Source organism: Streptomyces sp. R21 (assembly GCF_041051975.1).
GTDB lineage: Bacteria > Actinomycetota > Actinomycetes > Streptomycetales > Streptomycetaceae > Streptomyces.
On record NZ_CP163435.1, the window covers coordinates 4,940,760 to 4,963,858 of the forward strand.

Annotated in this window: 23 protein-coding genes; 12 read left to right on the plus strand and 11 right to left on the minus strand. The window is 72.0% G+C overall.

Annotated features, from left to right (window positions below; translation table 11 throughout):
- Window positions 1-11: 11 nt before the first annotated feature.
- Window positions 12-761 (minus strand): TIGR03943 family protein, encoded by a 750-nt coding sequence (locus tag AB5J56_RS21925; protein WP_369234461.1) that lies wholly within the window; start codon window positions 759-761, stop codon window positions 12-14.
- The gene (locus AB5J56_RS21930; RefSeq protein WP_369234462.1) at window positions 758-1,804 is read right to left on the minus strand and encodes a permease; all 1,047 of its coding nucleotides are present in this window, start codon (window positions 1,802-1,804) and stop codon (window positions 758-760) included. The genes AB5J56_RS21925 and AB5J56_RS21930 overlap by 4 nt, the downstream gene beginning before the upstream one ends.
- A gap of 130 nt (window positions 1,805-1,934) precedes the next feature.
- Here AB5J56_RS21930 and AB5J56_RS21935 point away from each other — a divergent pair, with 130 nt between their 5' ends.
- The 6 genes from AB5J56_RS21935 (at window position 1,935) to AB5J56_RS21960 (ending at window position 9,537) form a co-directional block, all read left to right on the plus strand.
- Window positions 1,935-2,333, plus strand: coding sequence for a molybdopterin-binding protein (locus AB5J56_RS21935; protein WP_369234463.1), 399 nt, complete (start codon window positions 1,935-1,937; stop codon window positions 2,331-2,333).
- Window positions 2,334-2,536: 203 nt separating this feature from the next.
- Complete coding sequence (gene modA, locus AB5J56_RS21940) at window positions 2,537-3,364, plus strand: molybdate ABC transporter substrate-binding protein (protein WP_369242695.1); 828 nt, start codon at window positions 2,537-2,539, stop codon at window positions 3,362-3,364.
- Window positions 3,361-4,224: a molybdate ABC transporter permease subunit gene (modB, locus tag AB5J56_RS21945; protein WP_369234464.1), complete on the plus strand. Its 864-nt coding sequence runs from the start codon at window positions 3,361-3,363 to the stop codon at window positions 4,222-4,224. The genes modA and modB overlap by 4 nt, the downstream gene beginning before the upstream one ends.
- Window positions 4,221-5,399, plus strand: coding sequence for an ABC transporter ATP-binding protein (locus AB5J56_RS21950; RefSeq protein ID WP_369234465.1), 1,179 nt, complete (start codon window positions 4,221-4,223; stop codon window positions 5,397-5,399). The genes modB and AB5J56_RS21950 overlap by 4 nt, the downstream gene beginning before the upstream one ends.
- 189 nt (window positions 5,400-5,588) lie before the next feature.
- Window positions 5,589-8,507: a SpaA isopeptide-forming pilin-related protein gene (locus tag AB5J56_RS21955; protein ID WP_369234466.1), complete on the plus strand. Its 2,919-nt coding sequence runs from the start codon at window positions 5,589-5,591 to the stop codon at window positions 8,505-8,507.
- Between the two features lie 106 nt (window positions 8,508-8,613).
- Window positions 8,614-9,537: a hypothetical protein gene (locus tag AB5J56_RS21960; protein WP_369234467.1), complete on the plus strand. Its 924-nt coding sequence runs from the start codon at window positions 8,614-8,616 to the stop codon at window positions 9,535-9,537.
- Here AB5J56_RS21960 and AB5J56_RS21965 read toward each other — a convergent pair.
- Window positions 9,534-10,886 carry a right-handed parallel beta-helix repeat-containing protein gene (locus AB5J56_RS21965; protein WP_369234468.1) on the minus strand — a complete coding sequence of 451 codons (1,353 nt, stop codon included), beginning with the start codon at window positions 10,884-10,886 and terminating at the stop codon, window positions 9,534-9,536. The genes AB5J56_RS21960 and AB5J56_RS21965 overlap by 4 nt on opposite strands.
- Before the next feature lie 121 nt (window positions 10,887-11,007).
- On the opposite strand from AB5J56_RS21965, the gene AB5J56_RS21970 reads away from it, so the two are divergent.
- Window positions 11,008-12,069 carry a Dyp-type peroxidase gene (locus AB5J56_RS21970; protein ID WP_369234469.1) on the plus strand — a complete coding sequence of 354 codons (1,062 nt, stop codon included), beginning with the start codon at window positions 11,008-11,010 and terminating at the stop codon, window positions 12,067-12,069.
- On the opposite strand, the gene AB5J56_RS21975 is transcribed toward AB5J56_RS21970, so the two are convergent.
- On the minus strand, window positions 11,987-12,790 hold the full coding sequence (locus AB5J56_RS21975; protein ID WP_369234470.1) for a L,D-transpeptidase family protein: 804 nt from the start codon (window positions 12,788-12,790) through the stop codon (window positions 11,987-11,989). The two genes, AB5J56_RS21970 and AB5J56_RS21975, sit on opposite strands and share 83 nt — an antisense overlap.
- Before the next feature lie 198 nt (window positions 12,791-12,988).
- Here AB5J56_RS21975 and AB5J56_RS21980 point away from each other — a divergent pair, with 198 nt between their 5' ends.
- Window positions 12,989-13,669, plus strand: a complete 681-nt coding sequence (locus AB5J56_RS21980; RefSeq protein ID WP_369234471.1) for a DUF6445 family protein — start codon at window positions 12,989-12,991, stop codon at window positions 13,667-13,669.
- A 37-nt stretch (window positions 13,670-13,706) separates the two neighbouring features.
- Here the strand turns inward: AB5J56_RS21980 and AB5J56_RS21985 are convergent, their stop codons facing one another.
- Window positions 13,707-14,435, minus strand: a complete 729-nt coding sequence (locus AB5J56_RS21985; RefSeq protein ID WP_369234472.1) for a DUF4232 domain-containing protein — start codon at window positions 14,433-14,435, stop codon at window positions 13,707-13,709.
- Window positions 14,436-14,831: 396 nt separating this feature from the next.
- On the opposite strand from AB5J56_RS21985, the gene AB5J56_RS21990 reads away from it, so the two are divergent.
- Entirely contained in the window at window positions 14,832-15,251 is a 420-nt protein-coding gene (locus AB5J56_RS21990) for an ATP-binding protein (protein WP_369234473.1), read from the plus strand.
- A gap of 27 nt (window positions 15,252-15,278) precedes the next feature.
- Here the strand turns inward: AB5J56_RS21990 and AB5J56_RS21995 are convergent, their stop codons facing one another.
- The 3 genes from AB5J56_RS21995 to AB5J56_RS22005 form a co-directional block, all read right to left on the minus strand.
- Window positions 15,279-16,343 (minus strand): fatty acid desaturase, encoded by a 1,065-nt coding sequence (locus AB5J56_RS21995; RefSeq protein ID WP_369242697.1) that lies wholly within the window; start codon window positions 16,341-16,343, stop codon window positions 15,279-15,281.
- Between the two features lie 121 nt (window positions 16,344-16,464).
- Window positions 16,465-17,679, minus strand: coding sequence for a ferredoxin reductase (locus tag AB5J56_RS22000; RefSeq protein ID WP_369234474.1), 1,215 nt, complete (start codon window positions 17,677-17,679; stop codon window positions 16,465-16,467).
- Window positions 17,680-18,116: 437 nt separating this feature from the next.
- Window positions 18,117-18,320, minus strand: coding sequence for a cold-shock protein (locus AB5J56_RS22005; protein ID WP_004985680.1), 204 nt, complete (start codon window positions 18,318-18,320; stop codon window positions 18,117-18,119).
- Window positions 18,321-18,715: 395 nt separating this feature from the next.
- Between AB5J56_RS22005 and AB5J56_RS22010 the strand changes: the two genes are divergently transcribed.
- Window positions 18,716-19,636: a hypothetical protein gene (locus tag AB5J56_RS22010; RefSeq protein WP_369234475.1), complete on the plus strand. Its 921-nt coding sequence runs from the start codon at window positions 18,716-18,718 to the stop codon at window positions 19,634-19,636.
- A gap of 57 nt (window positions 19,637-19,693) precedes the next feature.
- Here AB5J56_RS22010 and AB5J56_RS22015 read toward each other — a convergent pair whose 3' ends face one another.
- Genes AB5J56_RS22015 through AB5J56_RS22025 form a run of 3 tightly spaced genes read right to left on the minus strand, consistent with a single transcriptional unit; the run spans window position 19,694 to window position 21,194 of the window.
- On the minus strand, window positions 19,694-19,972 hold the full coding sequence (locus AB5J56_RS22015) for a ribosomal protein L7/L12 (RefSeq protein ID WP_369234476.1): 279 nt from the start codon (window positions 19,970-19,972) through the stop codon (window positions 19,694-19,696).
- 27 nt (window positions 19,973-19,999) lie between these two features.
- Window positions 20,000-20,701 carry a L,D-transpeptidase gene (locus AB5J56_RS22020; RefSeq protein ID WP_369234477.1) on the minus strand — a complete coding sequence of 234 codons (702 nt, stop codon included), beginning with the start codon at window positions 20,699-20,701 and terminating at the stop codon, window positions 20,000-20,002.
- A complete protein-coding gene (locus tag AB5J56_RS22025) occupies window positions 20,691-21,194 on the minus strand; it encodes a SigE family RNA polymerase sigma factor (RefSeq protein ID WP_369234478.1) in 504 nt (167 codons plus the stop codon). The genes AB5J56_RS22020 and AB5J56_RS22025 overlap by 11 nt, the downstream gene beginning before the upstream one ends.
- 133 nt (window positions 21,195-21,327) lie before the next feature.
- Between AB5J56_RS22025 and AB5J56_RS22030 the strand changes: the two genes are divergently transcribed.
- Window positions 21,328-22,314, plus strand: a complete 987-nt coding sequence (locus tag AB5J56_RS22030) for a L,D-transpeptidase (protein WP_369234479.1) — start codon at window positions 21,328-21,330, stop codon at window positions 22,312-22,314.
- Between the two features lie 168 nt (window positions 22,315-22,482).
- The gene (locus AB5J56_RS22035; protein ID WP_369234480.1) at window positions 22,483-23,085 is read left to right on the plus strand and encodes a hypothetical protein; all 603 of its coding nucleotides are present in this window, start codon (window positions 22,483-22,485) and stop codon (window positions 23,083-23,085) included.
- Window positions 23,086-23,099 lie beyond the last annotated feature (14 nt).

The window sequence follows — 23,099 nt, forward strand, 5'->3', positions numbered from 1 at the left end:
CGTGAGTGGGTTCAGTTGTTCCAGCTCTCGTCGTACGGGTCGTGAGGGACCGGGACCGGCTTGGCCTGCGTGATGTCGATGTAGGGGATCGTGCCGCTGTTGACGGGGTCCTTGGTCTGGTGGGTGGTGTAGTGGCCGGTCACCTCCAGCCAGGTGTCCGGCTGCAGGACGGGCGGAATCCTGCCGGAGAGGCCGATCTTGACCGGCTGGGCGTCCGCGGCGCAGCAGTTGAGGGCCATGCGGACGAGGTAAGGGGCGCCGCTGTGGTCGAGGGCGAGGAAGCCCGTGAGCTTGACCTCGCGGCCCCGGAGGGAACGGCCGTGGTCGTAGACGGCGCGACCGGCGTAATCGACCACGTTGAGCCGCAGCGCACCGGCGGCGGGCAGCTTGGGGTAGCCCCACGGCTCCTGCAGCGCCGTACCGGTGCGCATGGCGCTGTACGAACCCAGCGCGGGCGGCGCGACCAGGATCAGCGCGAACAGGGGCAGGACCAGGAGCCAGGCGATCCGGGGTTCGCGGTGGGCGTGGCCGTGACCGTCATCCTGGTCGTGGGCGTGCTCGTCGGAGGCCTCCGGCCCGCGTGGGCCCCGGCGTTCGTACCAGAGCGTCGCCACCGCCGCGACGATCAGGACCGCCCCGGCCGCCAGCAGCAGCGGACGCAGACCGGCCTTGACGTAGCGGAGATAGAGGTCGGTGGTTCCGGCGTGCAGTACCGCCACGCCGAGCAGGAACAGCACGCCCGCCTGCGCCTGCCGGTTCACAGCAGAACCTCCCCTACGAGGACGGACACCAGGACCGCCAGCACGAAAGTGGCCGGGGCGAAGCGCAGTGCGAAGCCGCGGCCGAACGTGCCCGCCTGCATGGCGAACAGCTTGAGGTCGATCATCGGGCCGACCACCAGGAACGCCAGCCGCGCCGTGAGCGAGAACTGCGACAGCGACGACGCCACGAACGCGTCCGCCTCCGAGCAGATCGACAGCAGCACCGCCAGGACGGCGAGGGCCAGGACGGAGACGACGGGGTTGGTCGCCGCCGCGTGCAGCCAGACCGCCGGGACCACCGACTTCAGCGTCGCCGCCGCCATCGCGCCCACGACCAGGAATCCGCCCGCGTGCATCACGTCATGCCGTACCGATCCCCAGAACGCCGCCCCCCTGCCCGCCCCTTCGGACGCCGGGCGGCCCGGCGGGCGCAGCCAGTCCGTGCGGCCCAGCCGCTGCCACAGCCAGCCCATCGCACACGCCACCAGCAGGCTCGCGGCGAACCGGGCGAGCACCATCTCCGGGTTGCGCGGGAACGCCACCGCCGTCGCCGTCAGCACGATCGGGTTGATCGCCGGCGCCGAGAGAAGGAACGCGAGCGCCGCGGCGGGCGTGACCCCTCGTCGTACGAGCGCCCCGGCCACCGGTACCGAAGCGCACTCACAGCCCGGCAGCACCGCCCCCGCCATCCCGGCGACCGGGACCGCCAGAGCGGGCCGTTTCGGCAGCGCTCGGGCGAAGAACGTCGGCGGTACGAAGACGGCGATGACCGCCGACAGCAGCACCCCGAGCACCAGGAACGGCAGCGCCTGGAGAACCACGGCCACGAACACCGTCATCCAGCTCTGCATCACCGGCGCCGACAGCGCCCGGCGGACCATGCCCTGCGCCCCGACCACCAGGAGGAGCAGGATCGTCAGCCCGAGCGAGGAGTTGAACTGCCAGCCCTGCCGTCCCTGCCTGCCGGGTGGCCCGCTCCGGGCCCGCCCGTCGTCCGCCGCGCGCCCGTCGGCTCGGCGCGGGGCTGCTTTCGTGAGGGCCACGGGCGACCTACCTCCGGCGAACTCGCTCTGTCTTCTCCTCCAGTACGGCCGTACCGGACCGGCTGCTCATCCTGCGCCCCACTTCCCTCCGGGAGTCGTGCGGGGAGCGCCTGCGCCTATCGTGACGACCATGCAGTCCTACACAATCGGCCAGGCAGCCCGGCTGCTCGGCGTGAGTCCCGACACCGCGCGGCGCTGGGCGGACGCGGGGCGGGTCGCCACGCATCGCGACGAGAGCGGGCGGCGGCTCATCGACGGGCGCGATCTCGCCGCCTTCTCGGTGGAGCTCGCCAAGTCCGACGAGGAGGGGGCCTCCTACACCGCGTCCACCTCCGTGCGGAACGCCTTCCCCGGCATCGTCACCGCCGTGAAGCTCGGTGACGTGGCCGCCCAGGTGGAGATCCAGGCGGGCCCGCACCGGCTCGTCTCGCTGCTCACCCGCGAGGCCGTCGAGGAACTGGGCCTGGAGGTCGGCGTGGAGGCCACGGCCCGCGTGAAGTCCACCAACGTGCACATCGACCGCGGCTGACCAGCACTCCGGCACCCCTGGCCCGCGTACCTCGTGGCGCTTCTCCCCGTACAAACGCACATGCCACCCCCATCACACCGCAGACCAGCTCATGCGATGCGACAGCAGACTTACGCCTCGCATATGCGTCAGTATGATCTGCGCATACGTCGGGTCGCCTCCGGGCAGCCGGGCGCTACCGAACCTGAGGGAGTGGCACCGTGATCACCCGTTCCGCCCACCGGACCCGCCGGACCATGCAGGTGGCCGGGGCCGGCGCCGCCGCGCTGCTCGCCCTGAGCGCCTGCTCGTCCTCCGACGACAGTTCGTCCAAGCCGGACGCCTCGAAGAACGCCGCGGACTCGGCGCAGAAGCTGTCCGGCACCGTGACCGTCTTCGCGGCCGCCTCGCTGAAGGAGAGCTTCACGGCGCTCGGCAAGGAGTTCGAGAAGGAGCACCCGGGGACGAAGGTCACCTTCAGCTTCGGCGGCAGCGACTCGCTCGCCGCGAGCATCACCGGTGGTGCCCCGGCGGACGTGTTCGCCGCCGCGAGCCCCAAGACGATGGCGATCGTCACGGACAAGAAGGACGCGGTAGGCACACCCGCCACCTTCGTCCGCAACCAGCTGGAGATCGCGACCCTGCCCGGCAACCCCGACAAGGTCGCCTCCCTGAAGGACCTCACCAAGTCCGGCCTGAAGGTCGTCCTGTGCGACAAGACCGTGCCGTGCGGTGCCGCCGCTCGGAAGGCGCTGGACGCCAGCAGCCTCAAGCTCACCCCGGTCTCCTACGAGCAGGACGTCAAGAGCGCCCTGACGAAGGTGGAGCTGAAGGAGGCCGACGCCGCCGTCGTCTACAAGACCGATGTGAAGGCGGCGGGTGACAAGGTGGAGGGCGTGGAGTTCCCCGAGTCCGCCAAGGCCATCAACGACTACCCGATAGCCCTGCTCAAGGACTCGAAGAACGCCACCACCGCGAAGGCGTTCATCGCGCTTGTGCAGTCCGCCGAGGGCCAGAAGGTCCTGACGTCCGCCGGGTTCCTCAAGCCGTGACCCGCTCCGACCCGTCCGACGCCGCGGCCGACACCCTTGTGGGCGGTCCGCGGCGCGGGCGTGTCCGGAGCAAGGGGCGTGGCGGAGTGCCGCTGCCGCTTCTGCTGCCCGCGCTCGTCGGGCTCGCGTTTCTGCTGCTGCCGCTGATCGCCCTTCTCGTACGGGCCCCGTGGCGCAGCCTGCCCGGTCAGCTGACCAGCCCCGAGGTGTGGCAGGCGCTCCAGCTGTCGTTGCTCAGCGCGACCGCGGCCACCGCCGTCAGCCTCGTGCTGGGTGTGCCGCTCGCATGGCTGCTGGCCCGTACCGAGTTTCCCGGCCGGGGTCTCGTACGGGCGCTGGTGACGCTTCCTCTCGTGCTGCCGCCGGTGGTCGGCGGTGTGGCGCTGCTGCTGGCGCTCGGCCGCAACGGGGTGGTGGGGCAGTGGCTGGACTCGTGGTTCGGGATCACGCTGCCGTTCACGACGGCCGGGGTGGTGGTCGCCGAGGCGTTCGTCGCGATGCCGTTCCTGGTGATCAGCGTGGAGGGCACGCTGCGAGCCGCCGATCCGCGCTACGAGGAGGCCGCGACGACCCTCGGTGCCTCCCGCTTCACCGCGTTCCGCCGGGTCACGCTGCCGCTGATCGCGCCCGGCATCGCCGCGGGCGCCGTACTGGCGTGGGCGCGCGCGCTCGGCGAGTTCGGGGCGACGATCACCTTCGCGGGCAACTTCCCGGGCCGTACGCAGACCATGCCGCTGGCCGTCTACCTCGCCCTGCAGAGCGACCCGGAGGCCGCGATCGCCCTCAGCCTGGTGCTGCTGGCCGTGTCCATCGCGGTGCTCGCCGGGCTCCGCGACCGATGGATGACGACCGCGTCATGACCGATATCGAGAAGACCGAGAAGGCCGGGGACGCCACCCCCCAGGCACCGAATCCTCAGCCGTCCGACCCCACGGGTGCGGGGCTCGACGCCCATCTCCTCGTCGACCGGGGCGCCTTCCACCTCGATGTCGCGCTGACCGTCGCACCCGGCGACGTCGTCGCGCTCCTCGGCCCCAACGGGGCGGGCAAGACAACGGCGCTGCGCGCCCTGGCCGGGCTCACCCCGCTCACCGGTGGCCATCTGCGCCTCGACGGTGCCTCGTTGGACCGTACGCCGCCCGAATCCCGCCCGGTCGGCGTCGTCTTCCAGGACTATCTGCTCTTCCCGCACCTGACCGCCCTCGACAACGTGGCGTTCGGGCCGCGCTGCCAGGGCGCCTCCAGGGCGGAGGCCCGCGCCCAGGCCGCCGCGTGGCTGGAGCGCATGGGGCTCGCCGACCACGCGGGGGCCAAACCCCGGCGGCTCTCCGGCGGCCAGGCCCAGCGGGTCGCTCTCGCCCGCGCCCTGGCCACCCGCCCCCGGCTGCTGCTCCTGGACGAGCCGCTCGCCGCGCTGGACGCCCGCACCCGGCTCGATGTGCGGGCCCAACTCCGGCACCACCTGGCCGAGTTCGAGGCCGTCGCCGTACTGGTCACGCACGATCCGCTGGACGCCATGGTGCTGGCCGACCGGCTCGTGGTCGTCGAGCACGGGCGCGTCGTCCAGCAGGGCACGCCCTCGGACATCGCCCGCCATCCGCGCACCGACTACATCGCCCAGCTCGTCGGCCTGAACCTCTACAAGGGGACGGCCGAGGGGCACACCGTCCGGCTCGACTGCGACTCCGACTCCGGTTCCCCTTCCCGGACAGATTTTACTTCCCGGACAAATTTTGTTGTCGGAACGGCGATCACCACCACCGAGGACCTCACCGGGCCCGTCTTCGTCGCGTTCCCGCCCAGCGCGGTCACCCTGCATCGCGAGCGGCCCACCGGGTCCAGCGCCCGCAACCTGTGGCAGTGCCGGGTCGGCGGGCTGGAGACGCACGGCGACCAGATCCGTGCCGACCTCACCGGCGAACTCCCCCTCGCCGCCGACCTGACGACCGTCGCGGCCGCCGAGCTCGATCTCCACCCGGGCGCGGCGGTCTGGGCGACCGTCAAGGCCACGCAGACGCACGCGTATCCGGCGTGACCTGCTCCTTCCTCCGCTGAGCCGAGCGGATGATCTTCGTCTCCGTACCCCGAACAGCCCGATTACTCAGACTTTCCGATTCGTATGAATGTCAGAGCTGGCTTCGGGCGCTGGGCTCTGCTGCCCCGTACGGAAAACGAGGAATCGGTGAAGCGAAGAACGCTGGGGGAGAGGCTGTCGCTTGCGGCAGTGCTCGCATTGCTGGCGGGCGGAATCGGGCTGGGGGCCGCCGGGCCCGCCGTGCCCGCCGCCGCGCCCGCAGGCCGGGCGGCCGGAGCCGGGGACGGCACCGTGACCGTGCGGGTCGTCACGGAGGTGAACGCCGACGGGGCGTACGACAGCGTCCTCGAACCCGGGATGGCCGGGGTCAAGGTCACCCTGACGGACGACGCCGGGACGGTGCTCACCTCCACCACCGGCGCCGACGGCACCGCCGTGTTCACGCCGGCGGGCTCCGCGCTCACCGGCGCCAAGTACCGCATCCAGGTCGTCAACCCCGACCCGGACAACCTCGCCCCGGCGGTCGCGGGCCTCGGCACCGGCGCGGACGTCATCCGCAGCAACACCGGCTTCGTGGACGTCTCCGGCGGCAAGAACGTCACGTACACCACCGGGTTCTGGGAGCCCGGCGTGTACTGCCAGGAGAACCCGACGCTCGTCACGTGCTCGCTGGCCAAGGGCGACGCGACCGGGAAGAAGGGCCTGCTGTCGTTCGGCGGGGACTTCGGCAACACCGCCCCCGGCGGCACCGCCACCGAGCTGACCGCGAACACCGAGCAGCAGGCCGTGTTCGGCATCGGCGTCGACCGCACCGGCAACAAGTACATGGGCACGCTGGTCAAGCGGCACACGGCGTACGGGCCCGCGGGCGCGGTCAACGCGATCTACCGCTACAACGACACCAGCGACACGGTGACCACCTTCGCCACCCTCCCCGGCGCCCTCACCGCGCACGACACGAGCAACAACCTGCTGGGCGACGACGTGATCTACGGCAAGGTCGGCCGCGAGGGCCTCGGGGACGTCGACGTCTCCGGCGACGGCAGGACGCTCTACGCCGTCAACCTCAACGACTCCAAGCTGTACACCGTGCCCATCCAGGGCACCGGCGACGGAGTCACCGCCGGCACCCCTGCCTCGTACGCCGTCCCGAAGCCGGACGCCTGCGTCGGCGACTGGCACCCCTACGGCATCGGTGTGCGCGGCAAGCGCGTCCTGGTCGGTGGGGTGTGCGGCGCCGAGTCGACGGTCACCGGCACCGCACCGTGGGGCGACCCGGCCCAACTCAGCGGACATGTCTACGAGTTCGACGGCGGGGCGTTCAAGGAGATCTTCAAGTACGCCCTGGACTACCCGCGCGGCTGCGCCTACCGCTTCCTCGGCGACCCCTCCCAGTACCGCTGCACGAAGACCTCGACCATCGGCGAGAAGATGAGCGGCCTGTGGGAGGCCTGGAACGAGCGGGTCCCGGAGCGCGAGTCGCATCTGTTCGTCTCCGCGCCGCAGCCGATCCTGTCCAACATCGAGATCGCCGACAACGGCGACCTGGTCCTCGGCATGCGCGACCGCTTCGGCGACATGCAGGGCAACCGCACCTACGCGTACGGCTCCACGACCGACCTGGTCGCCGGCGTCGCCGCCGGTGACGTGCTGCGCGCCTGCAAGTCCGGCACGGCGTACACGCTGGAGAGCGACGGCTCCTGCGGCGCGCTGACCGGCGCCATGCCGGGCAACGACGAGGGCCCGGGCAGTGGCGAGTTCTACGACGACTCCACGATCCTCTCCGACGCGGTGCACGACCAGAACACCGAGGGCGGCACGGTCCTCCAGCCGTACCGCAAGAAGCTGTGGAGCACGGTCTACGACCCGTACGCGGCCTACTCGCAGGGCGTGCGCCGCTGGGGCTCCGAGACCGGCACCACCGCGGGCAACCTCGACATCGAGTCGACCTGGAACGCCGGCAACTCCCTGTTCGGCAAGGGCAACGGCCTCGCCGACCTCGAACTCGTCTGCGACCAGGCGCCCGTCCAGATCGGCAACCGCGTCTGGTACGACACCGACGGCGACGGCATCCAGGACCCGTCCGAGCCGCCGATCGCGGGCGTCACGGTGACGCTGACCCCGAAGGGCGGCGGTGACCCGATCACCGTCACCACCGACGAGAACGGCGAGTACTACGTCGGCACGGAGCAGGGTCTGAAGCCCGACACCGAGTACGACATCGTGTTCGACTACAGCGGCATCGACCCGTCCGGGCTGCCCGGTTCACCCACTCTCGAAGAGCTGGGGTGGACCAAGCAGAACGCGGACGACGACGGCGAACTCGACTCGAACGTCGACGCCGCCGGCAAGACCACGTGGACCGTCGGTCCGGCGGGTTACGTCGACCACTCGATCGACGCCGGAATCAAGGCCCGGCCGCGGGCGCTGCTGACCGTCGTCAAGAAGGACGACGTCACCGGAGCTCTCCTCTCCGGAGCCGTCTTCGACCTGTGGCGCGAGAGCAACGGCACGGACGGACTGCAGACCTCGGGCACCACCCCCGACACCAGGGTCGGCAGCGCCTGCACGACGGGCACGAACGGCCGGTGCGTCTTCGACGACCTGCCACTCGGCACGTACTACGTGCGCGAGACGGCGGTGCCGGACGGCTACGTCCTGCCACGCAACCCGGTCTCCGGTCCCTACGTACTCACCGCCGACAACGCGGTCACGGGCGACGGCAGGGTCGTGACCCTGACCAACCGGCCGGACCTCGGGCTGACGGTCCTCAAGACCGACGCGAAGACCCACAAGCCGCTGCGCGGCGCGGTCTTCGAGCTGTGGAACGACAGCAACGGCACCACCGGGCTCCAGCGCCACGGCGGCAAGAAGGACACCCGCGTGGGCGACTGCGCCACCAGTACGCGCGGCAAGTGCTACTTCGACGACCTGCCGCCCGGCACGTACTACCTGGTGGAGAAGGACGTCCCCGAGGGCTACGTCCTGCCCAGGAACCCGGTCACCGGCCCGTACGTCCTCACGGTCAAGAACGCCGGGAAGGAACCCGGACTGGTCGTGAAGATCGCCAACAAGCGGGGTGAACCCTGCAAGGGCAAGAAGTGCTGACGCCCTCGCGAGCGGGGTGACGGCCGCGCACCCGGGAGGGTGACGCGGGGCGGGCCGCCCACCGGTGTCGACCGGTGGGCGGCCCGCCCGCATGTAGAGACGAGTCATGCGCAACTTCTTGAGGGTCCTGAGGAAACGCGGTGGCGGTACGGCGAGGGCGCGGGCCGTCGCGCTGGCGGCGACGGCGGTGGCGGTGGCCGTCGGGGCGGTGGTCCTGCTGGTCGCCCTGGTCTCCGGAGGCGGGGAGCGGGGGCCGCGGGCCGTCTCGGAGGACGAGGCCCAGCGCATGGCGCTGGCGCGGTTCCGGACGTACGAGGCGAGCCCCTCGGAGGTGCGGGTACGGCTGCCGCTGGGCGCCGCCGGGTCCGCCTCGTCCGGGACGGTCACCGTACGGGCCGTCGTCGACCACCGCGTGCACCGGGCGGTCGGCGTGTACGAGGCGGCCGACGCCGAGCGCACCGTGCGCGGGCTGGTCGCCTGGGACATGGAGGGCATCGCGGTCGCCCGCAAGCCGCGGACACCGACCACCTCCGGCGCGCCCGGCGCCGCGCCGGGCCGGGCGTCACGGCAGCCCGAGCCCGACGTGGTGACCACCGCCGCGCAGGCCGCGCGGGCCGCGGGCACGCTCGCCCCCGACGAGTGGACCCGCCGCCCCTACACCTCCGCCGCCCTGGACCGGGCGCTGCGCCTGGTGCTCTCGATGGCGGCCGACCGTCCGGACAACGCCCAACTCCTCGCCCAGTCGCACCCGTTGTGGCTGCGCGACGAACGCGTCGACGGCCGGGGCTACGGCGTCTTCTCCGGCCCGCGCCCCCGCCCGGCCGCCTCCCACGCCTCCGCGGGCCCGGCCGCCGGCGCCACCGCGGCCGCCGGGCGCTCCCCGTTGACGTACTGGATCGACAAGGACGGCCGGATGCGCCGGGTCACGGCCCGGCTCGCCCCGGGCCAGGAGGCCACGGTCGACCTGGTGGCCGAGCGGGTGCACGCGAAGGTGCCGGGGGCGCCGTGGGAGAAGGGGAAGCAGCACTAGGGCCTGGGCACTGCGCGGGCCGATCCCGGGAGGGGGAAGGTGTCCGGGTCCACCCGGCCCGGCAGGCCGACGGCCGGGCGGGCCGGGGCGGTCGGCGGGCCGGGCAGGGACGGCTGGGCGGGCGGCGCGGGGACGTCGCGGAAGGAGATGCCGGGGGGCTGTGGGAGCGCCCGGACCCGGCCGCCGCCGGAGGCCTGCGCAGCCGTGGCGGCGCCGCACCTCGGCAGTCCTCGCGGGCTCGCGGTCACCGAACCCCCGTTGTCCGTGAAGCAGTTGCCGCCCGTCCCGCTCGTGGCGAGCACCAGGTCCGTGCCGTTGCCGGTGACCCGGTTGCCGCGCACGGTGTTGCCGCGCGCCGGGTAGCCCTGGACGTCGCTCAGGAGCAGGCCGCCGGTGTGGTTGCCGGTGACGAGGTTGCGGGTGAAGAGGTTGTCCCGGGCGCCGCCCGCACCGACGCCGATGCCGAAGCCGCCGTCCGCCTGCTCGGGACTGCGGTCGTCGTTGTTGTCGGTGAACGCGTTGCCCGCGACGACCGCGCGGTGCTGCGGGCCGAGCGCCTCCATGTCGTTGGAGTTCACGGTCAGCCCGACCCGGTTGCGGGAGGCCCGGTTGCCGAGGAGGTACAGCTCCTCGGAGGCGTTGGTGACCTCGACGCCGACGGCGTTGTGCTCGGTGACGTTGTCCCGGACCACGGTGCGGCAGGGCCGGCACTGGCCGACGTAGATGCCGGAGTCGGCCTGCCCGGAGGCGTACGACCGCTCGATGATCCCGTCCCGGGCATCGAAGGCGTAGATGCCGTACAACGCGTTGTCGTAGGCGGTGACGTACGACGCCCGGAAACCGCCCAGCGGTGGGAACTTGACCGTGTCGAGGGGGTCGTACGCCGACCCGCCCGCGCCCGCCGCCGACTGGAGCCGCCGGTCGGTGACGCCGGTGAAGAGGACGCCGTTGGCGAGGTGGCCCCGGACGGTCAGGTTCTCCACGACGGAGCCCGCGCCGGTGACGGTGATGCCGTTGGCGCGGCGGAACTCCCCGTCCACGATCACCTTGCCCCGGTCGGTGCCCCGCAGCACGACCCGCGGCCGGGTCATGCGCACGCTCTCCCGGTAGACGCCCGGGGAGACCAGCACCAGGCCGCCCGGGCGCACTCGGTCCACCGCCTTCTGCAGGGACGGCGTGTCCTGCGGTACCCGGACGAGCGCCGCGCCGCCGCCCTCGTCGTCCCCGCTGCCGGTGCCGGCGCCGCAGGCGGACAGGGCCGACAGCAGGGCCAGGAGCAGGCCGACGCACAGGGCGGGCAGCACGCGGCGCGGTCCGGCCCGCCGGAGCCGAATGAGATTCGATCGCATGAGAGGCAGATGTATCGTCCCTTTCGCCGCTATGACGAAGAATGACGCGTTTGACACGCCAGCCGATGTGACGCCGGGCGCCCCGGCGCGAGCAGCCGCGCCCGAAGGGACCTCCCCCGGCGTGTCCCGACGAGGGCTCGTACGGCTCGTGGGCGGAGGGCTGGTCACGGCCGGACTCGCCGGCTGCTCTCCCGCGACCGAGCCCCTCCCCGGTCCGCCGCCCCGCACCCGCCAGGCCGGCGTCACCACCCCCCAGCAGACGGCCGTCGTCGTCACCGCCCTCGACCTGCACGGCACCCCCACCGCCCACGCCGTGCGCGCGGTTCTGGCCCGCTGGGGCCGTGCCGCCGAGGAGGCCGCAGAGCGCGCCGGGGCTGCCGCCCGGCTGACCACCACCGTCGGCATCGGACCGGCCCTGCCCGCCAGGCTCGGCATCCTCGCACCGGAGCGGCTGCGCGAGCTGCCGTCCTTCCCCGGCGACCGGCTCGACCCCGCCCGCAGCGGCGGCGACGTCGTGGTCCAGGTGTGCGCCGAGGACCCGGCGACGGCGGCCGCGACCACCGCCGCGCTCACCCGTCTCGCGCACGGCACGCTGCGCCCGCGCTGGCACCAGTCCGGCTCCGTACGGCCGGTGCCCGCCGGGCAGACCCCGCGCAACCTCCTCGGCTTCAAGGACGGCACGGCGAACCCGACCCCCGAGGAGTGCGAGCGCTGGGTGTGGACGGCCGACGACGCGACCTTCCTCGTCGTACGACGTATCCGCGTCGACGTGACGGACTTCCGGGAGCTGTCACGTTCCCGGCAGGAGGAGGTCATCGGCCGGCGCCGCGCCGACGGCGCCCCGTTCGGCGGCGCCCGCGAGCACGACGAGGCGAACATCTTCGCCAAGACCCCGCAGGGCCGCTACGTCCTCCCACTCGGCTCGCACGTCCGCGCCGCCAGCCCCCGGCTCGACGGCGGCGCCCGCATGCTGCGCCGCGGCTACTCCTACGACGACGGCCCCGCCGACCGGGGACTGCTCTTCCTGGCGTTCATGCGGGATCCGCACCTGTTCGTGCGGGTGCAGCAACGGATGGCGGAGCGCGACGAGTTGAGCCGGTTCAGCGAGCACCGGGGGTCGGCGGTGGCGTACGTACTGCCGGGGGCGCGCCCGGACCGGCCGCTGGGCTCGACGCTCCTGTGACGGCTCGGGCGGCCGGACGGAGGCTGCGCCAGGTGCCCGGCTTGTCGCCCCACACGTACACCGCGTCGTCCACCTGCAGCACGCCCCACAGCTGCTCGGCGTCCGCGTACCGCAGGTTCACACAGCCGTGCGAGCCGCCCTTGAACAGGTCGTCCAGCACGCCGTGGAAGGCCTGGCCGTCGCTGAAGAACTGGGCGAAGGGCATGGGGGCGTTGCCGTAGATGTCGGAGTAGTGGTCGCGGTCCTTCCAGTAGACCTGGTGCCAGCCGCCCCGCGTCTCGTAGCCGTCGCGCCCGGTCCGCGCGGGCACCGGCCCGAAGACCACCCGCCGCCCCTCCTGCACCCATACCAGCTGCCGGTCCAGGTCCACACAGGCGACCTTGTAGTCGCGGACCGGGCACTTCCCGGCGGCGTTGGGGTTCGGCCGCGCCTCGACGACCAGCATCATCCGGTACGTGGCGAGCCCGGCGTATCCGTCGGCCGGGCGGAGCCCGGTCCGCTCCTGGAAGCGGCGGATCGCCGCGCAGTCCGCCGGAGACTGCCGCCCGTCACGGGGGAGCCGCAGGTGCTGTTCCAGTTCCCACTGGTAGGGGCCGGTGCCGGAGGTGCAGGCCGGGACGGGCGCGGCCTGCGCGCCGGGGAGCGGGGCCGCCGCCCACAGGAGGGCGGAGGCGACGGCCGCGCCGACGACGGTCAGCGGAATTCGGCCTTTTCGGCGCATTCGCTCTCCCGGGGCTTTGACTCGGCTCTTTTCCTGACGCTCTCTTTCCAGACATACGTCACGGAAGCCGCCGGAGTGCGGTCGTGCTGGGCCGAACGAGGAAATGCCCAGCCGAGTTGGCGGAACGTTGACCAACCGGTCGGAACATTGACCAACCAATGGGAAAACCAAGCACATCGCGAATGTACGTTCACCCGCATGCCTGCGCAGCCCCCACGCCCCCCACGCCTTCCCGTCCTGCCCTACCGCAAGCCCACCCGCGGCCGCGACTACTGGGTCCTGGACGACGTACTGCCCAACGTGGACGAGGTCAGGGCCCGTTGCCTGGCCAAGGACGACTGGACCGAGGGCTTCCCGTACAAGCAGGAGAGCTGGCCCGGCCTGCGCACGATGCCCGGCCTCGAACCGGCCGAACTCGCCCGTGTCGAGCGGCTGGTGAAGAAGGAGACCGGCGCGCAGAAGCTGTGGCAGGAGTCGGCGCCCGGCGGCGGCACGCTCAACCACAACTGCATCCAGGTCGTCGGCAAGGACGAGGGCGAGGTGCGCCCGCACACCGACTCGCGCGCCCTGTGCCGGTACGCCGCCGTCCTCTACCTCAGCCCGAACGTGCCCAAGGACTGCGGCACCAGCTTCTTCCGGCAGAACCTGCCGGGCGGGGTCCTCGGCGGCAACATGGTGCAGGCCCCGCACACCAACCTGGTCGAGGCGCTCGGCACGCGTTTCGTCTCCCCGGACTCCTTCGTCGAGGACGTACGCGTACCGCAGCGCTACAACCGTCTGCTGCTCTACAAGGCCAACATCATGCACAGCGCGACCGGTTACACCGGTGCCTCGCTGGAGGAGAAGCGGATGACGGCCGTCTTCTTCTGGATGGCCTGAGCTTCTGGATGGCCTGAGCCGCAGCGACTCGCGTACGTCAGTTGTCCGTGCCGTCGCCGGGGACGGCCGCCGAAGCCGATGTGTGCCAGTTGGTGACGATCGGCCGGTCGACGGTGATCGTGCCGACCTTCAGGGAGACCGGGTTCGGGTCGTCCTGGGCGGCGCTGACGATGATGCTGTCCAGCTCCTTGCCGTCGTTGTTGTTCGTGGTCTTCGGGTTCACCCCGGCGTAGGCCACCGTGGAGCCGCTCAGCGTCACCGGCTCGCCCACCACCTGCTCGGCGTTGGCCGCCTCGGTCCCGTCGGAGCCGAACGCCACGACCGGCAGATCGCCCGAGAGTACGCACTTGATGCCGGGCTTGGCCTTGGCCATCACCAGGACGTAACCCCCGGCCTGCGTCTCGGACTTCGAGCTCCACGTCAGGTCGTTGCTTCCGCAGGCCTGCCCGTAGCCGGTCTTGTCACCGGTGCTCTTGCCTCCGCCCGTCTTGCCGGTGCTCTTGGTGGGGACGGAGGTGGAGCCGCCGCCGGACGTACCGGCCGAGCCTCCCGTCGCCGTACCGGCCGTACCACCGGAAGCACCGCCCGACCCGCTGCCCGACGCACTGCCCGACGCACTGGCGGAGGCGCTGTCCGAGGCCGTCGGCGAGGTGGCGCCCGCCGCGTCGTCGTCGGAGCCGTTGCAGGCGGTCAGCGACAGCGCGGCGGCGAGGGCGGCGGCGGCCAGGGAGAGGGTGCGGATGTGGGAGGTGCGGTGCTTGCGCATGACTGTGCTTCCCCGTTCGTGGTACTTGCTCAATGGTCACGTCCGCCGGGACCGTTCGGCCCTTTCCGGCGTCGGGTCCCACCTTGCGGAACCGCCGGTGACCGCCGCAATGATCTACGGCAAGGACGGGACACTGGAACAGAAAAGCACGCCCTGACCTGCACGAATACTGTCCCCCTGGAACGACGGTCCGGGACGCGGGAGACCTGACGGCGGGGTCGAGTGACGGTCGCGTGGCACTCGTGACACCCGTTTGTGACGTCGGTCCCGGTTGCGGATCACCGGAGGCGGGCATCACCCCGGGGCAGGACCGGCCGCGCAGGTTTCGAGCGGGGCTCCGGTCAGCGGGGTCCGGCCGGGGAGTGCCGGTAAATTTTCGGAGGGGAAGTGGCTGTCATGCGTGCGCACGAGCGCGCCGTCCGGCAAACCGCACGCGTCGAGTACACGCTGCCGCGCGCCGCCGTCTCGGCAGGCAGGGCGCGCAAGCTGACCTCCGCGTTCCTCACCCGCACCCGGACCCGGGTGGCGCCGATGACCCCCGACCAGGTCGACGACGCCACGCTGATCGCCTCCGAGCTCGTGGCCAACGCCGTACGGCACGGCCGCTCCGGGTGCAGGCTGCGCCTCCAGGTGGGCGGCGGAGCGGTGACGGTCGAGGTGCACGACGACGCTCCGGGACGGCCCAGGGTCGGCGTGCTGGACACCGAGTCGGAGAGCGGTCGCGGCCTCGCGATGGTGCAGGCCCTCGCCCACCGCCTGGAGGTCGTCAGCACGGGCGTGGGCGGCAAGACCGTACGGGCCGTACTGGCCGTGTGAGCCGCCGGATTCACGGCACGGCATGCCTCACGGCACCGCATGGCGCACGACGCGCCCCCACATCGACGTGTACTGCCGCCACAGCGGCCCGCTCACATACGGAATCCCGTACCCCTCGCACAACTCCCTGACCCGGGGCGCCATCTCGGCGTAGCGGTTGCTGGGCAGGTCGGGGAAGAGGTGGTGCTCGATCTGGTGGCCGAGATTCCCGGTCATCACCTGGAAGAGGAAGCCGCCCTCGAGGTTCGCGGAGCCCTGGATCTGCCGTACGTACCACTGGCCGCGGCTCTCGCCCTCGATGTCCTCCTCGGCGAAGGTCCGTACGTCGCCGGGGAAGTGCCCGCAGAAGATGATGGTGTGCGCCCAGATGTTGCGCAGGCTGTTCGCGGTGAGGTTGCCCAGCAGGCACGGCAGCGCGGAGGGGCCCGCGAGCAGCGGGAACAGGACGTAGTCCTTGGCGAACTGGCGCACCGCCTTGCGGGTGAGGGCCGCCACCTCCCCCAGGAAGCTCCGGACGCTCTTGCGGCCCGAGGGCACCGCCTCCGCCTCCAGGTCGTAGAGGGCGATGCCCCATTCGAAGACGGGGGCGAGCAGGGCGGTGAACAGGGGCTGGAGGAGGTGGACGGGCTGCCAGGGCTGGTCCGGGCTCATGCGCATGACCGTGTAGCCGAGGTCTCGGTCGAGGCCGACGACGTTGGTGTACGTGTGGTGCAGGTGGTTGTGGGTGTGCTTCCAGGCGTCGGCCGGGGTGAGGAAGTCCCACTCCCAGGTCGTGGAGTGGATCGCCGGGTCGCCCAGCCAGTCCCACTGTCCGTGCAGGATGTTGTGGCCCAGCTCCATGTTCTCCAGGATCTTGGCGACGGTGAGCATCGCCGTGCCCGCGCACCAGGCCGGCGGCAGCAGCGAGACGGCGAGGGCGGCGCGGCCGCCGGTCTCCAGGCCGCGCTGGACGGCGATCACGGTACGGATGTAGCGGGCGTCCGCGGGGCCGCGTCCGGCGATGATCCCGTCGCGGATCCGGTCGAGTTCCGCCCCGAACTCCTCGGTCCGGGAAGGGGCGTTCGGTTGGCTGTCCGGTTGGTTCGGGGGCATGGGTATGACGGTCGCGGTCATATGAGGCTCCTGTCGGCGCACGAGGCGCCTGGAAGGGGCGGATGTCCTGCGTGTGCTCCAGTGCCGCAGTTGCTCCTGGTGTCCAAGTGCTTCTGGTGCTCTAGATGTCGAGGGTGAGCGGTGCTGCCGCCCCGTTGACGCAGGTCTGGATCAACTGGCCCTGCTCGCCGTGCACTTCACCGGTGCGCAGATCGCGTACACGCCCGTCGACCAGCGGGACGAGACACCCGAAGCAGATGCCCCGCCGGCACCCGTACGGCATCCGGACCCCCGCCTCCTCGCCCGCCTCCAGGAGCGGAGTGGACGCGGCGGGTTCCGCTTCGACGCCACTGCGCCCGAATCTGACCCGGCCGACGGGGACGCCCGACTCCCCCGGCGCCGGTGCCGGCGGCGCGAGCCGGAAGCGCTCCACCCGCAGCCGGTCCGCGATCCCGGCCCCGGCCCAGCGCTCCTCCATCGTGTCCAGCAGCCCGGCCGGCCCGCAGGCCCAGGTCGCGCGCTCGCGCCAGTCCGGGCAGAGCAGGTCGATGTGCCGCGGAGTGATCCGGCCGACGGCCCGCGTGTGCCGCTCGTGCACCCGCAACCACGGCAACCCGGCCTCCAGTTCGTTCAGTTCGGAGCGGAAGAGGCACTCCTCCGGTCGCGGCGCACTGTGCAGGAGTACGACGTCGAGGGCCCCGCCCGCCGGGAAGCGGCGGCGGGCGAGCGTCCGCAGCATCCCCATGACCGGGGTGATGCCACTGCCCGCCGTCACCATCAGCATGCGCGGCGGCAGTGGTTCCGGGAGGGTGAACTCCCCCTGTGCGGGCCCGAGTCGGAGCACCGTGCCGGGTGTCGTCCGGTGCACTAGGTGCGGGGAGACCCTGCCCCAGGGCTCGGCCTTCACGGTGATGGTCAGGTCGCCGTCCGGTGTACCCGGCGTGCCCGGCGGCGAGGTGAGCGAGTAGGTGCGCCAGTGCCAGGCGCCCGCCACCTCGACGCCGACCGGCAGGTACTGGCCGGGCCGGTGCCCCGCCCAGCCGCGTCCGGGCCGGATCACCACCGTCGCCGCCGCACGGTTCTCGGGCCGTACGGCGACGACCCGGCCGGCCGGGTGCCGGGCGGACAGCAGCGGGTCGAGCAGAGCGAGGTAGTCGTCCGGGGCGAGCGGAGTGGTCAGCCAGCCGGCGGCCGCCAGCGCACGCCGGCCGACCCGGTCGACGACCTCGCCGACGACGGACGGCAACCCCAGGGACAAGGGCAGGAGCAACGGCAGGGACAGGGGCAGCCCCAGGGACAAGGGCAGGGGCAGACGCTCGTTCGGGGACGCTGACATGCGCGGGGCCTCTCCTCGCGACGCGGTGCGATGGCGGGGTGGGGAGCACGAGCACGGCGGGTCACGTCGGGCGCGGGTGCCGCCGACGGGCCCGTGGTGGGGGCGACGTACCGGCGGGGACGAGCAGTCGCCAGACAACCACGGACGCCCCGGCGCACGGCAGCGGCGGGGAGCAGATCGGGCCGGTCACCGCTTCCCCTCGCGTCTCCCGCGTCCCAGGGGTCGGCGGACCGGCTGGCCGGCGGCACGGTGGCCGTCACCGGGACGGCAGGGAAACCGTCCGGAAAAAGAGGTTCAATTCCGGACGGAAAGCTGCTGGGGAGTGGCTGCGGAGCAGCGGAGGAACAGCTGAGGAACCACAAAAAAAGCAGCTGGCCGGGAACTCCGCACCTCGCGGTGCGGGTTCCCGGCCAGCTGCCTCAGGCAGATGTGCCGGATCAGGCGGGAACGATGTTCTCGGCCTGGGGGCCCTTCTGGCCCTGCGTGACGTCGAAGGTCACCTTCTGGCCTTCCTGCAGCTCACGGAAGCCAGAGGTGGCGATGTTGGAGTAGTGGGCGAAGACGTCGGCGCCGCCGCCGTCCTGCTCGATGAAGCCGAAGCCCTTTTCCGAGTTGAACCACTTCACGGTTCCAGTAGCCATGTCATATCTCCTTAGGGGCAGTGCTCGTGGGTCCACACTGTGCGAACCCGCGTCGCCGCGATGATTGCCCCGTCCGGGAGAAAAGCATCCGGAAATTCAAAAACGAACCAACCGATACTGATCGGCAAGTCCGTTTGAAGTCCTTGGGAACCACAACTGCAACTGATATCGACCCTAGCACGGGAGGGCCGTCAGATGGCCACCCACTATGTCACCTCTTCTCCGGGAATAAAAAACGGGCGGCGGGGAAAGGGTGCGCGGTCGCGTCGCAGGTGGGGGCCGTCGACGTCGCTCACCCGGACGGACCGCCGCACTGGTGGGGGACCGGACCCGATGGTGCCGTGAGAGGACGCAGCCCGCGCGGCGGGCAGGCCCGTCCCCAGGAGGCTCCCGCCATGAACCGTCCGTCGTCCCGGCCGTCCCGTCTCCTTGCCTCCGCCCTCACCGCGGGCGTCCTGCTGTCGGCGGCCGCGTGCTCGCGCGGCGACGCGGACCGGGCCGCCGAGGGCGACGGGGACGGCGGTCCGGGCCACCGGGCGGCCGCCGCCTCCCCCGCCGCCGCCCAGGAGTCCCCCGCCGCCTCCGCGTCGGCCTCTCCCACCCTCACGGACGCCCAGGCGCGGGCCGCACTGATCACCGGCGGGGATCTCGGCGAGGCGTGGTCGGCGACGCAGGGCGGGGCGACCTGGCGGGACGGTCTGCTCAAGAGCACGACGGACGCGGCGGGCAAGGACGCGGACTGCGGGCGGCTGCTCGACGGCGTCTACACGGAGGAGCTGCTCGGCGAACCGAAGGGGGTCCGGGCGGCCGCCGGCTTCGACGACGCCGACAACCAGGGCCAGCTGCACTACCAGGTGGCCGCGTACGGCAAGGCCGACGTGGACGCGAAGCTGGCGTGGCTGAGGTCGCTGCCCGCCAAGTGCGCGCGGTTCACGGCGACCGATGTGCGGGGCGGCCGGCAGACGGTCCAGGTCGCTCCGGTGGCGCTGCCCGGCGTGGGCGACGCACGCGAGGGCCTGCGGGTGACGATGGCGGGCGCGGAGGCCGACAGCGAGGCACCGGCGTTGACCCTGGACGTCGCCGCCGTACGGGTCGGCGACCATGCCGTCCTCGTCACCAACGGCGGTCTCGCGGGCGTGGAGGACGGGACCACCCAGCGGGCCGTCCAGCTCGGCACCCCGCGTCTCCAGGACGCGATCGCGGGCCGGGCACCCGCACAGCAGCCCACCCAGCCGCCGGTGCAGCCGGTTCAGCCGCCCGCCGAGCCCGCGCAGCCGCCCGCCGACGACCAGGGCGACTACGACGAAGAGGGCTGAGCACGGAGAACGGAGAAGGGGGCTGAGCACGAGGAAGGGGACCTGGCCCCCGCCGCCCTAGCCCATCCGCTCGACCGCGTCCTTGGCCTCCTTGAGCCCGGCGCCGGTGATCTCGCGGTAGGCCTTGATGGCCTGGATCTTCTTGCCGTCCCGCAGCAGGGCGTCGATCTCGTCCATCCGCGGCTCGGCCTCGCGCAGGCCGAGGTGGTCGAGGACCAGGTCGAGCTTCTGCTCGACGCGGGCGACCCTGAGGTCGGTCCGCTTGATTCTGCTTTCGATGCTCCCGATGCCCAGCAGCATGACCAGCGCGACGAGGAGCAGACCCATTATTTCCATGGTCATTGATCCTAGGGGTGGCCCCGGCTAGCCCCCGGTCGTACCGGCCGAGACCTGCGCACTGATCTCGCTGCTGGGCGTCGCCGTCGGCGTGGCCCCCTCGATGTCGATGACCGCGCCGAGCCGCAGCTGCCCGTACAGCCACTTCGCGTCCTTCGGGCGCAGGCCGATCCATCCGTCGGTGCGGTCGTAGGCGCCCGGGGCCTTCTCGTCGTAGGTGAGGGCACCGATGAAGGTCGTCGCGGAGCGGTCGGTGGCGACGAGCTCTAGGACCCAGGGGAGCTTCACGGTGTAGGCGTCGTCCTGGATGCCGACGTTGGAGGCCGGCACCACCTTGGCGGCCTCCTTGGCGGTGACCTTCATCCGGCCGGTGGGCGTGGGCAACTGCTCGGTGCCCGAGGAGATGGGCAGGGTGCGGCCCGCGGCGGTCAGCACGCGCCGGGACAGGTCGACCGTCGCGTCGGGTGCCGCCGGGGTGGTGGGCGTGGCGGTGGGGCGCGTGGCCGGGGGCGTGCGCTGGTGCGGGCCGTCGCCGTTGCCGCCGCCGAGGTTCAGGGCGAGGACGAGGGCGAGGGCCGTCGCGGCGCAGGCTCCGGCGACGGCTGCGGCCGTACGGCGGCGGCGCCTGCGGCGTACCGCCCGAAGGCGGATCTGCGCGCCCGGCACCGGCGGGGGCGTCTCGCCCTCCTGGGCCAACTCCTTCAGCTGAGAGGTGAGTTCATCGGACACGGTCGCCCTCCCTCTCCCCTTCGTCCGCGGACAGTTCCCGCGCCAGCGCGGCCCGGCCGCGGGACAGACGGGCCTTGACCGTCCCGATCGGGGCACCCGTTTCGGAGGCTACCTGCTCGACACTCAGGTCGCACAGATGGTGCAGCACCACGGCCATCCGCTGGGGTTCGGGCAGTGTGCGCAACGCGGCGACCAGGGCGGTGCGTTCGGGGTCCGGGCCGGGAGTGTGCTCCGGCGGGGGCGTACGGCGGACCAGCTCCAGCCAGCGGCGGGCGCGGCGCCAGCGGCTCACCGCGAGCCGCATCGCGACCGTGCGGATCCACGCCTCGGGGGCCCCGTCGGCCAGGAACTCCCGCCGTCGGTCCCAGGCGCGGACGAACGCCTCCTGGACGACGTCCTGCGCCTCGCCGTGATCCCCGGTGAAGGCGTACAGCTGGCCGGTCAGCCGGGAGAAGGCGGTGGCGTAGAACGCGTCGAACTCTTCCTCGGTCATGCCCCCGCGTCTTCCTCGGTCATGCCCTGTCGGACGTCATCCGAGTTTTCCCGGTTCCCGTGCAACCCAGGTGTCTCCGCCGTGCGTACAGGTGCCGTACGCCGCATATCGAAGCACACAGCAGGGGGACGGCATGATCACGGGGACCGCGGGGAGCACGGAGACGACAAGAGCCGACGGGGGCGGGAGAGCCCGGCGCGGGCGGCTCGCCCGCGCCTGGGGTGCGGCGGCCCTGTGCGCGCTCGCGCTCGCGGGCTGCTCGGCGCAGGCGGTGGCCGGGAGCGACACCGGCTCCAAGGGCGAGACCTCCGCGGCGCGGACCCCGAAGGCCAAGTCCAAGCCCAAGCCCAAGCCCTCGGTCACGCCCCTCAAGACCCTCGAAGGCGCGCACGTCAACGTGTCCGACGGGCAGACCGTGGGCGTCGGCATGCCGATATCCGTGACCTTCGACAAGCCGGTCCCGACCGCCGAACGGGCGGACACGGAAAGGCAGTTGAAGGTCGCCGCCGGGGGAGTCGAGGGCTCCTGGAGCTGGATCAGGGACCGCAATCTGCTCGACGGGCAGCGCGTCGACTTCCGGCCGAAGGACTACTGGGCCCCTGGTACGAAGATCACCGTGCGGGCGGGCGCGGGGATCTCCCGGCACGTCACCGTCGGGCGCTCCCTCGTCGCCACCGTCGACGTGCGCACCCACACCATGAAGGTCGTCAAGGACGGGCACACGCGCAGCGTCCCGATCACCGCGGGCGCCCCCGGCATGGACACCTGGAACGGCACGATGGTCGTCTCCGACAAGGCGACCAAGGTCTTCATGAACTCGAGGACGGTCGGCTACGGCGACGCGTACGCGGGCTATTACTACTACGCCGTCCACCTCACCACCTCGGGCACCTACCTCCACCAGAACCCGAAGGCCGACACCTACGGCGGCCACCAGAACGTCACGCACGGCTGCGTCGGGCTCGCCACGGACGGCACGGCCAAGCGGTTCTACGACGAGGTCATCCCCGGCGACGTCGTCACGGTCACCGGCTCGAAGGACACCGTCGCCGTCGGCAACGGCTACGGCGACTGGAACCTCGGCTGGGACGCGTGGCGGGCGGGCAGCGCGCTGAAGTGAGCCCGGAGAACCCGGGAACCCAGAGAACCCGGAGAAATCGAAAAAGACCGCACCGGTGTCATCCGGGCACGCCCCCTCGGGAGTTTGGAGGGGTGGAGAGGCGCCCTCCGTCCCGTATCGCTCACCCGGATCGTCAACGGTCCGTTCATCGCAAGGAGTTGTCCGTTCATGACACGGATGCAGAAGTACGTGGCTGCCGTGGCGGTCGCCGCCGCCCTGGCCGGGGTGCCCTCGGTGTCGTACGCCGTCTCACAGGGGAAGGCGGCGCACGGCACCTCCTACCAGGCTGCCGCGAACTACAAGGCGGCCGCGAAGGCCGCGGTGGCCGCCGAGCCGGTGGTCAGAAAGGCCCCGAAGGCTCGTGTCGTCGCGCCCGGCGAGCACGTGGTCGCGGCCCCCGGCTTCGAGCTGTGGCTCACCGAGGAGGGCAAGCACTGGACCTCGCCCGACGATCCGGAGCCGCAGTTCCGCAGTGTCGTCGACGGCAACATCGACCTGAGCACGCCCGGGGTGTCCATGCAGACGGAGAGCATGGGCGGCCACTACACCCTCTCCGGGCTGTACTACGGCGGCAAGGGCACCGCGTCCCGCGTCGAGATCGAGACCAAGGCCGGGACGGTGCACGGCAAGCTGCTCACGCTCGCGGGCAAGCCCGGCTGGGGCGTCTGGTACGCCACCACCACCGCCCCGGCGGGTGACGACGACGGCGACTTCATCGGCGCCGTCACCGTGTACGACACCAGGGGCAAGGTCTACGCCCAGCTGAACTAGGCGTGTGTGCGGGG

What these genes read in the sequence shown, in the direction of transcription:
- AB5J56_RS21935 (WP_369234463.1), top strand. Translation starts at nt 1,935, where the DNA reads ATGCAGTCCTACACAATCGGCCAGGCAGCCCGGCTGCTCGGCGTGAGT.
- AB5J56_RS21950 (WP_369234465.1), top strand. Translation starts at nt 4,221, where the DNA reads ATGACCGATATCGAGAAGACCGAGAAGGCCGGGGACGCCACCCCCCAG.
- AB5J56_RS21960 (WP_369234467.1), top strand. Translation starts at nt 8,614, where the DNA reads ATGCGCAACTTCTTGAGGGTCCTGAGGAAACGCGGTGGCGGTACGGCG.
- AB5J56_RS21965 (WP_369234468.1), bottom strand. Translation starts at nt 10,886, where the DNA reads ATGCGATCGAATCTCATTCGGCTCCGGCGGGCCGGACCGCGCCGCGTG.
- AB5J56_RS21975 (WP_369234470.1), bottom strand. Translation starts at nt 12,790, where the DNA reads ATGCGCCGAAAAGGCCGAATTCCGCTGACCGTCGTCGGCGCGGCCGTC.
- AB5J56_RS21980 (WP_369234471.1), top strand. Translation starts at nt 12,989, where the DNA reads ATGCCTGCGCAGCCCCCACGCCCCCCACGCCTTCCCGTCCTGCCCTAC.
- AB5J56_RS21985 (WP_369234472.1), bottom strand. Translation starts at nt 14,435, where the DNA reads ATGCGCAAGCACCGCACCTCCCACATCCGCACCCTCTCCCTGGCCGCC.
- AB5J56_RS21990 (WP_369234473.1), top strand. Translation starts at nt 14,832, where the DNA reads ATGCGTGCGCACGAGCGCGCCGTCCGGCAAACCGCACGCGTCGAGTAC.
- AB5J56_RS21995 (WP_369242697.1), bottom strand. Translation starts at nt 16,343, where the DNA reads ATGCCCCCGAACCAACCGGACAGCCAACCGAACGCCCCTTCCCGGACC.
- AB5J56_RS22000 (WP_369234474.1), bottom strand. Translation starts at nt 17,679, where the DNA reads ATGTCAGCGTCCCCGAACGAGCGTCTGCCCCTGCCCTTGTCCCTGGGG.
- AB5J56_RS22005 (WP_004985680.1), bottom strand. Translation starts at nt 18,320, where the DNA reads ATGGCTACTGGAACCGTGAAGTGGTTCAACTCGGAAAAGGGCTTCGGC.
- AB5J56_RS22010 (WP_369234475.1), top strand. Translation starts at nt 18,716, where the DNA reads ATGAACCGTCCGTCGTCCCGGCCGTCCCGTCTCCTTGCCTCCGCCCTC.
- AB5J56_RS22015 (WP_369234476.1), bottom strand. Translation starts at nt 19,972, where the DNA reads ATGGAAATAATGGGTCTGCTCCTCGTCGCGCTGGTCATGCTGCTGGGC.
- AB5J56_RS22025 (WP_369234478.1), bottom strand. Translation starts at nt 21,194, where the DNA reads ATGACCGAGGAAGAGTTCGACGCGTTCTACGCCACCGCCTTCTCCCGG.
- AB5J56_RS22030 (WP_369234479.1), top strand. Translation starts at nt 21,328, where the DNA reads ATGATCACGGGGACCGCGGGGAGCACGGAGACGACAAGAGCCGACGGG.
- AB5J56_RS22035 (WP_369234480.1), top strand. Translation starts at nt 22,483, where the DNA reads ATGACACGGATGCAGAAGTACGTGGCTGCCGTGGCGGTCGCCGCCGCC.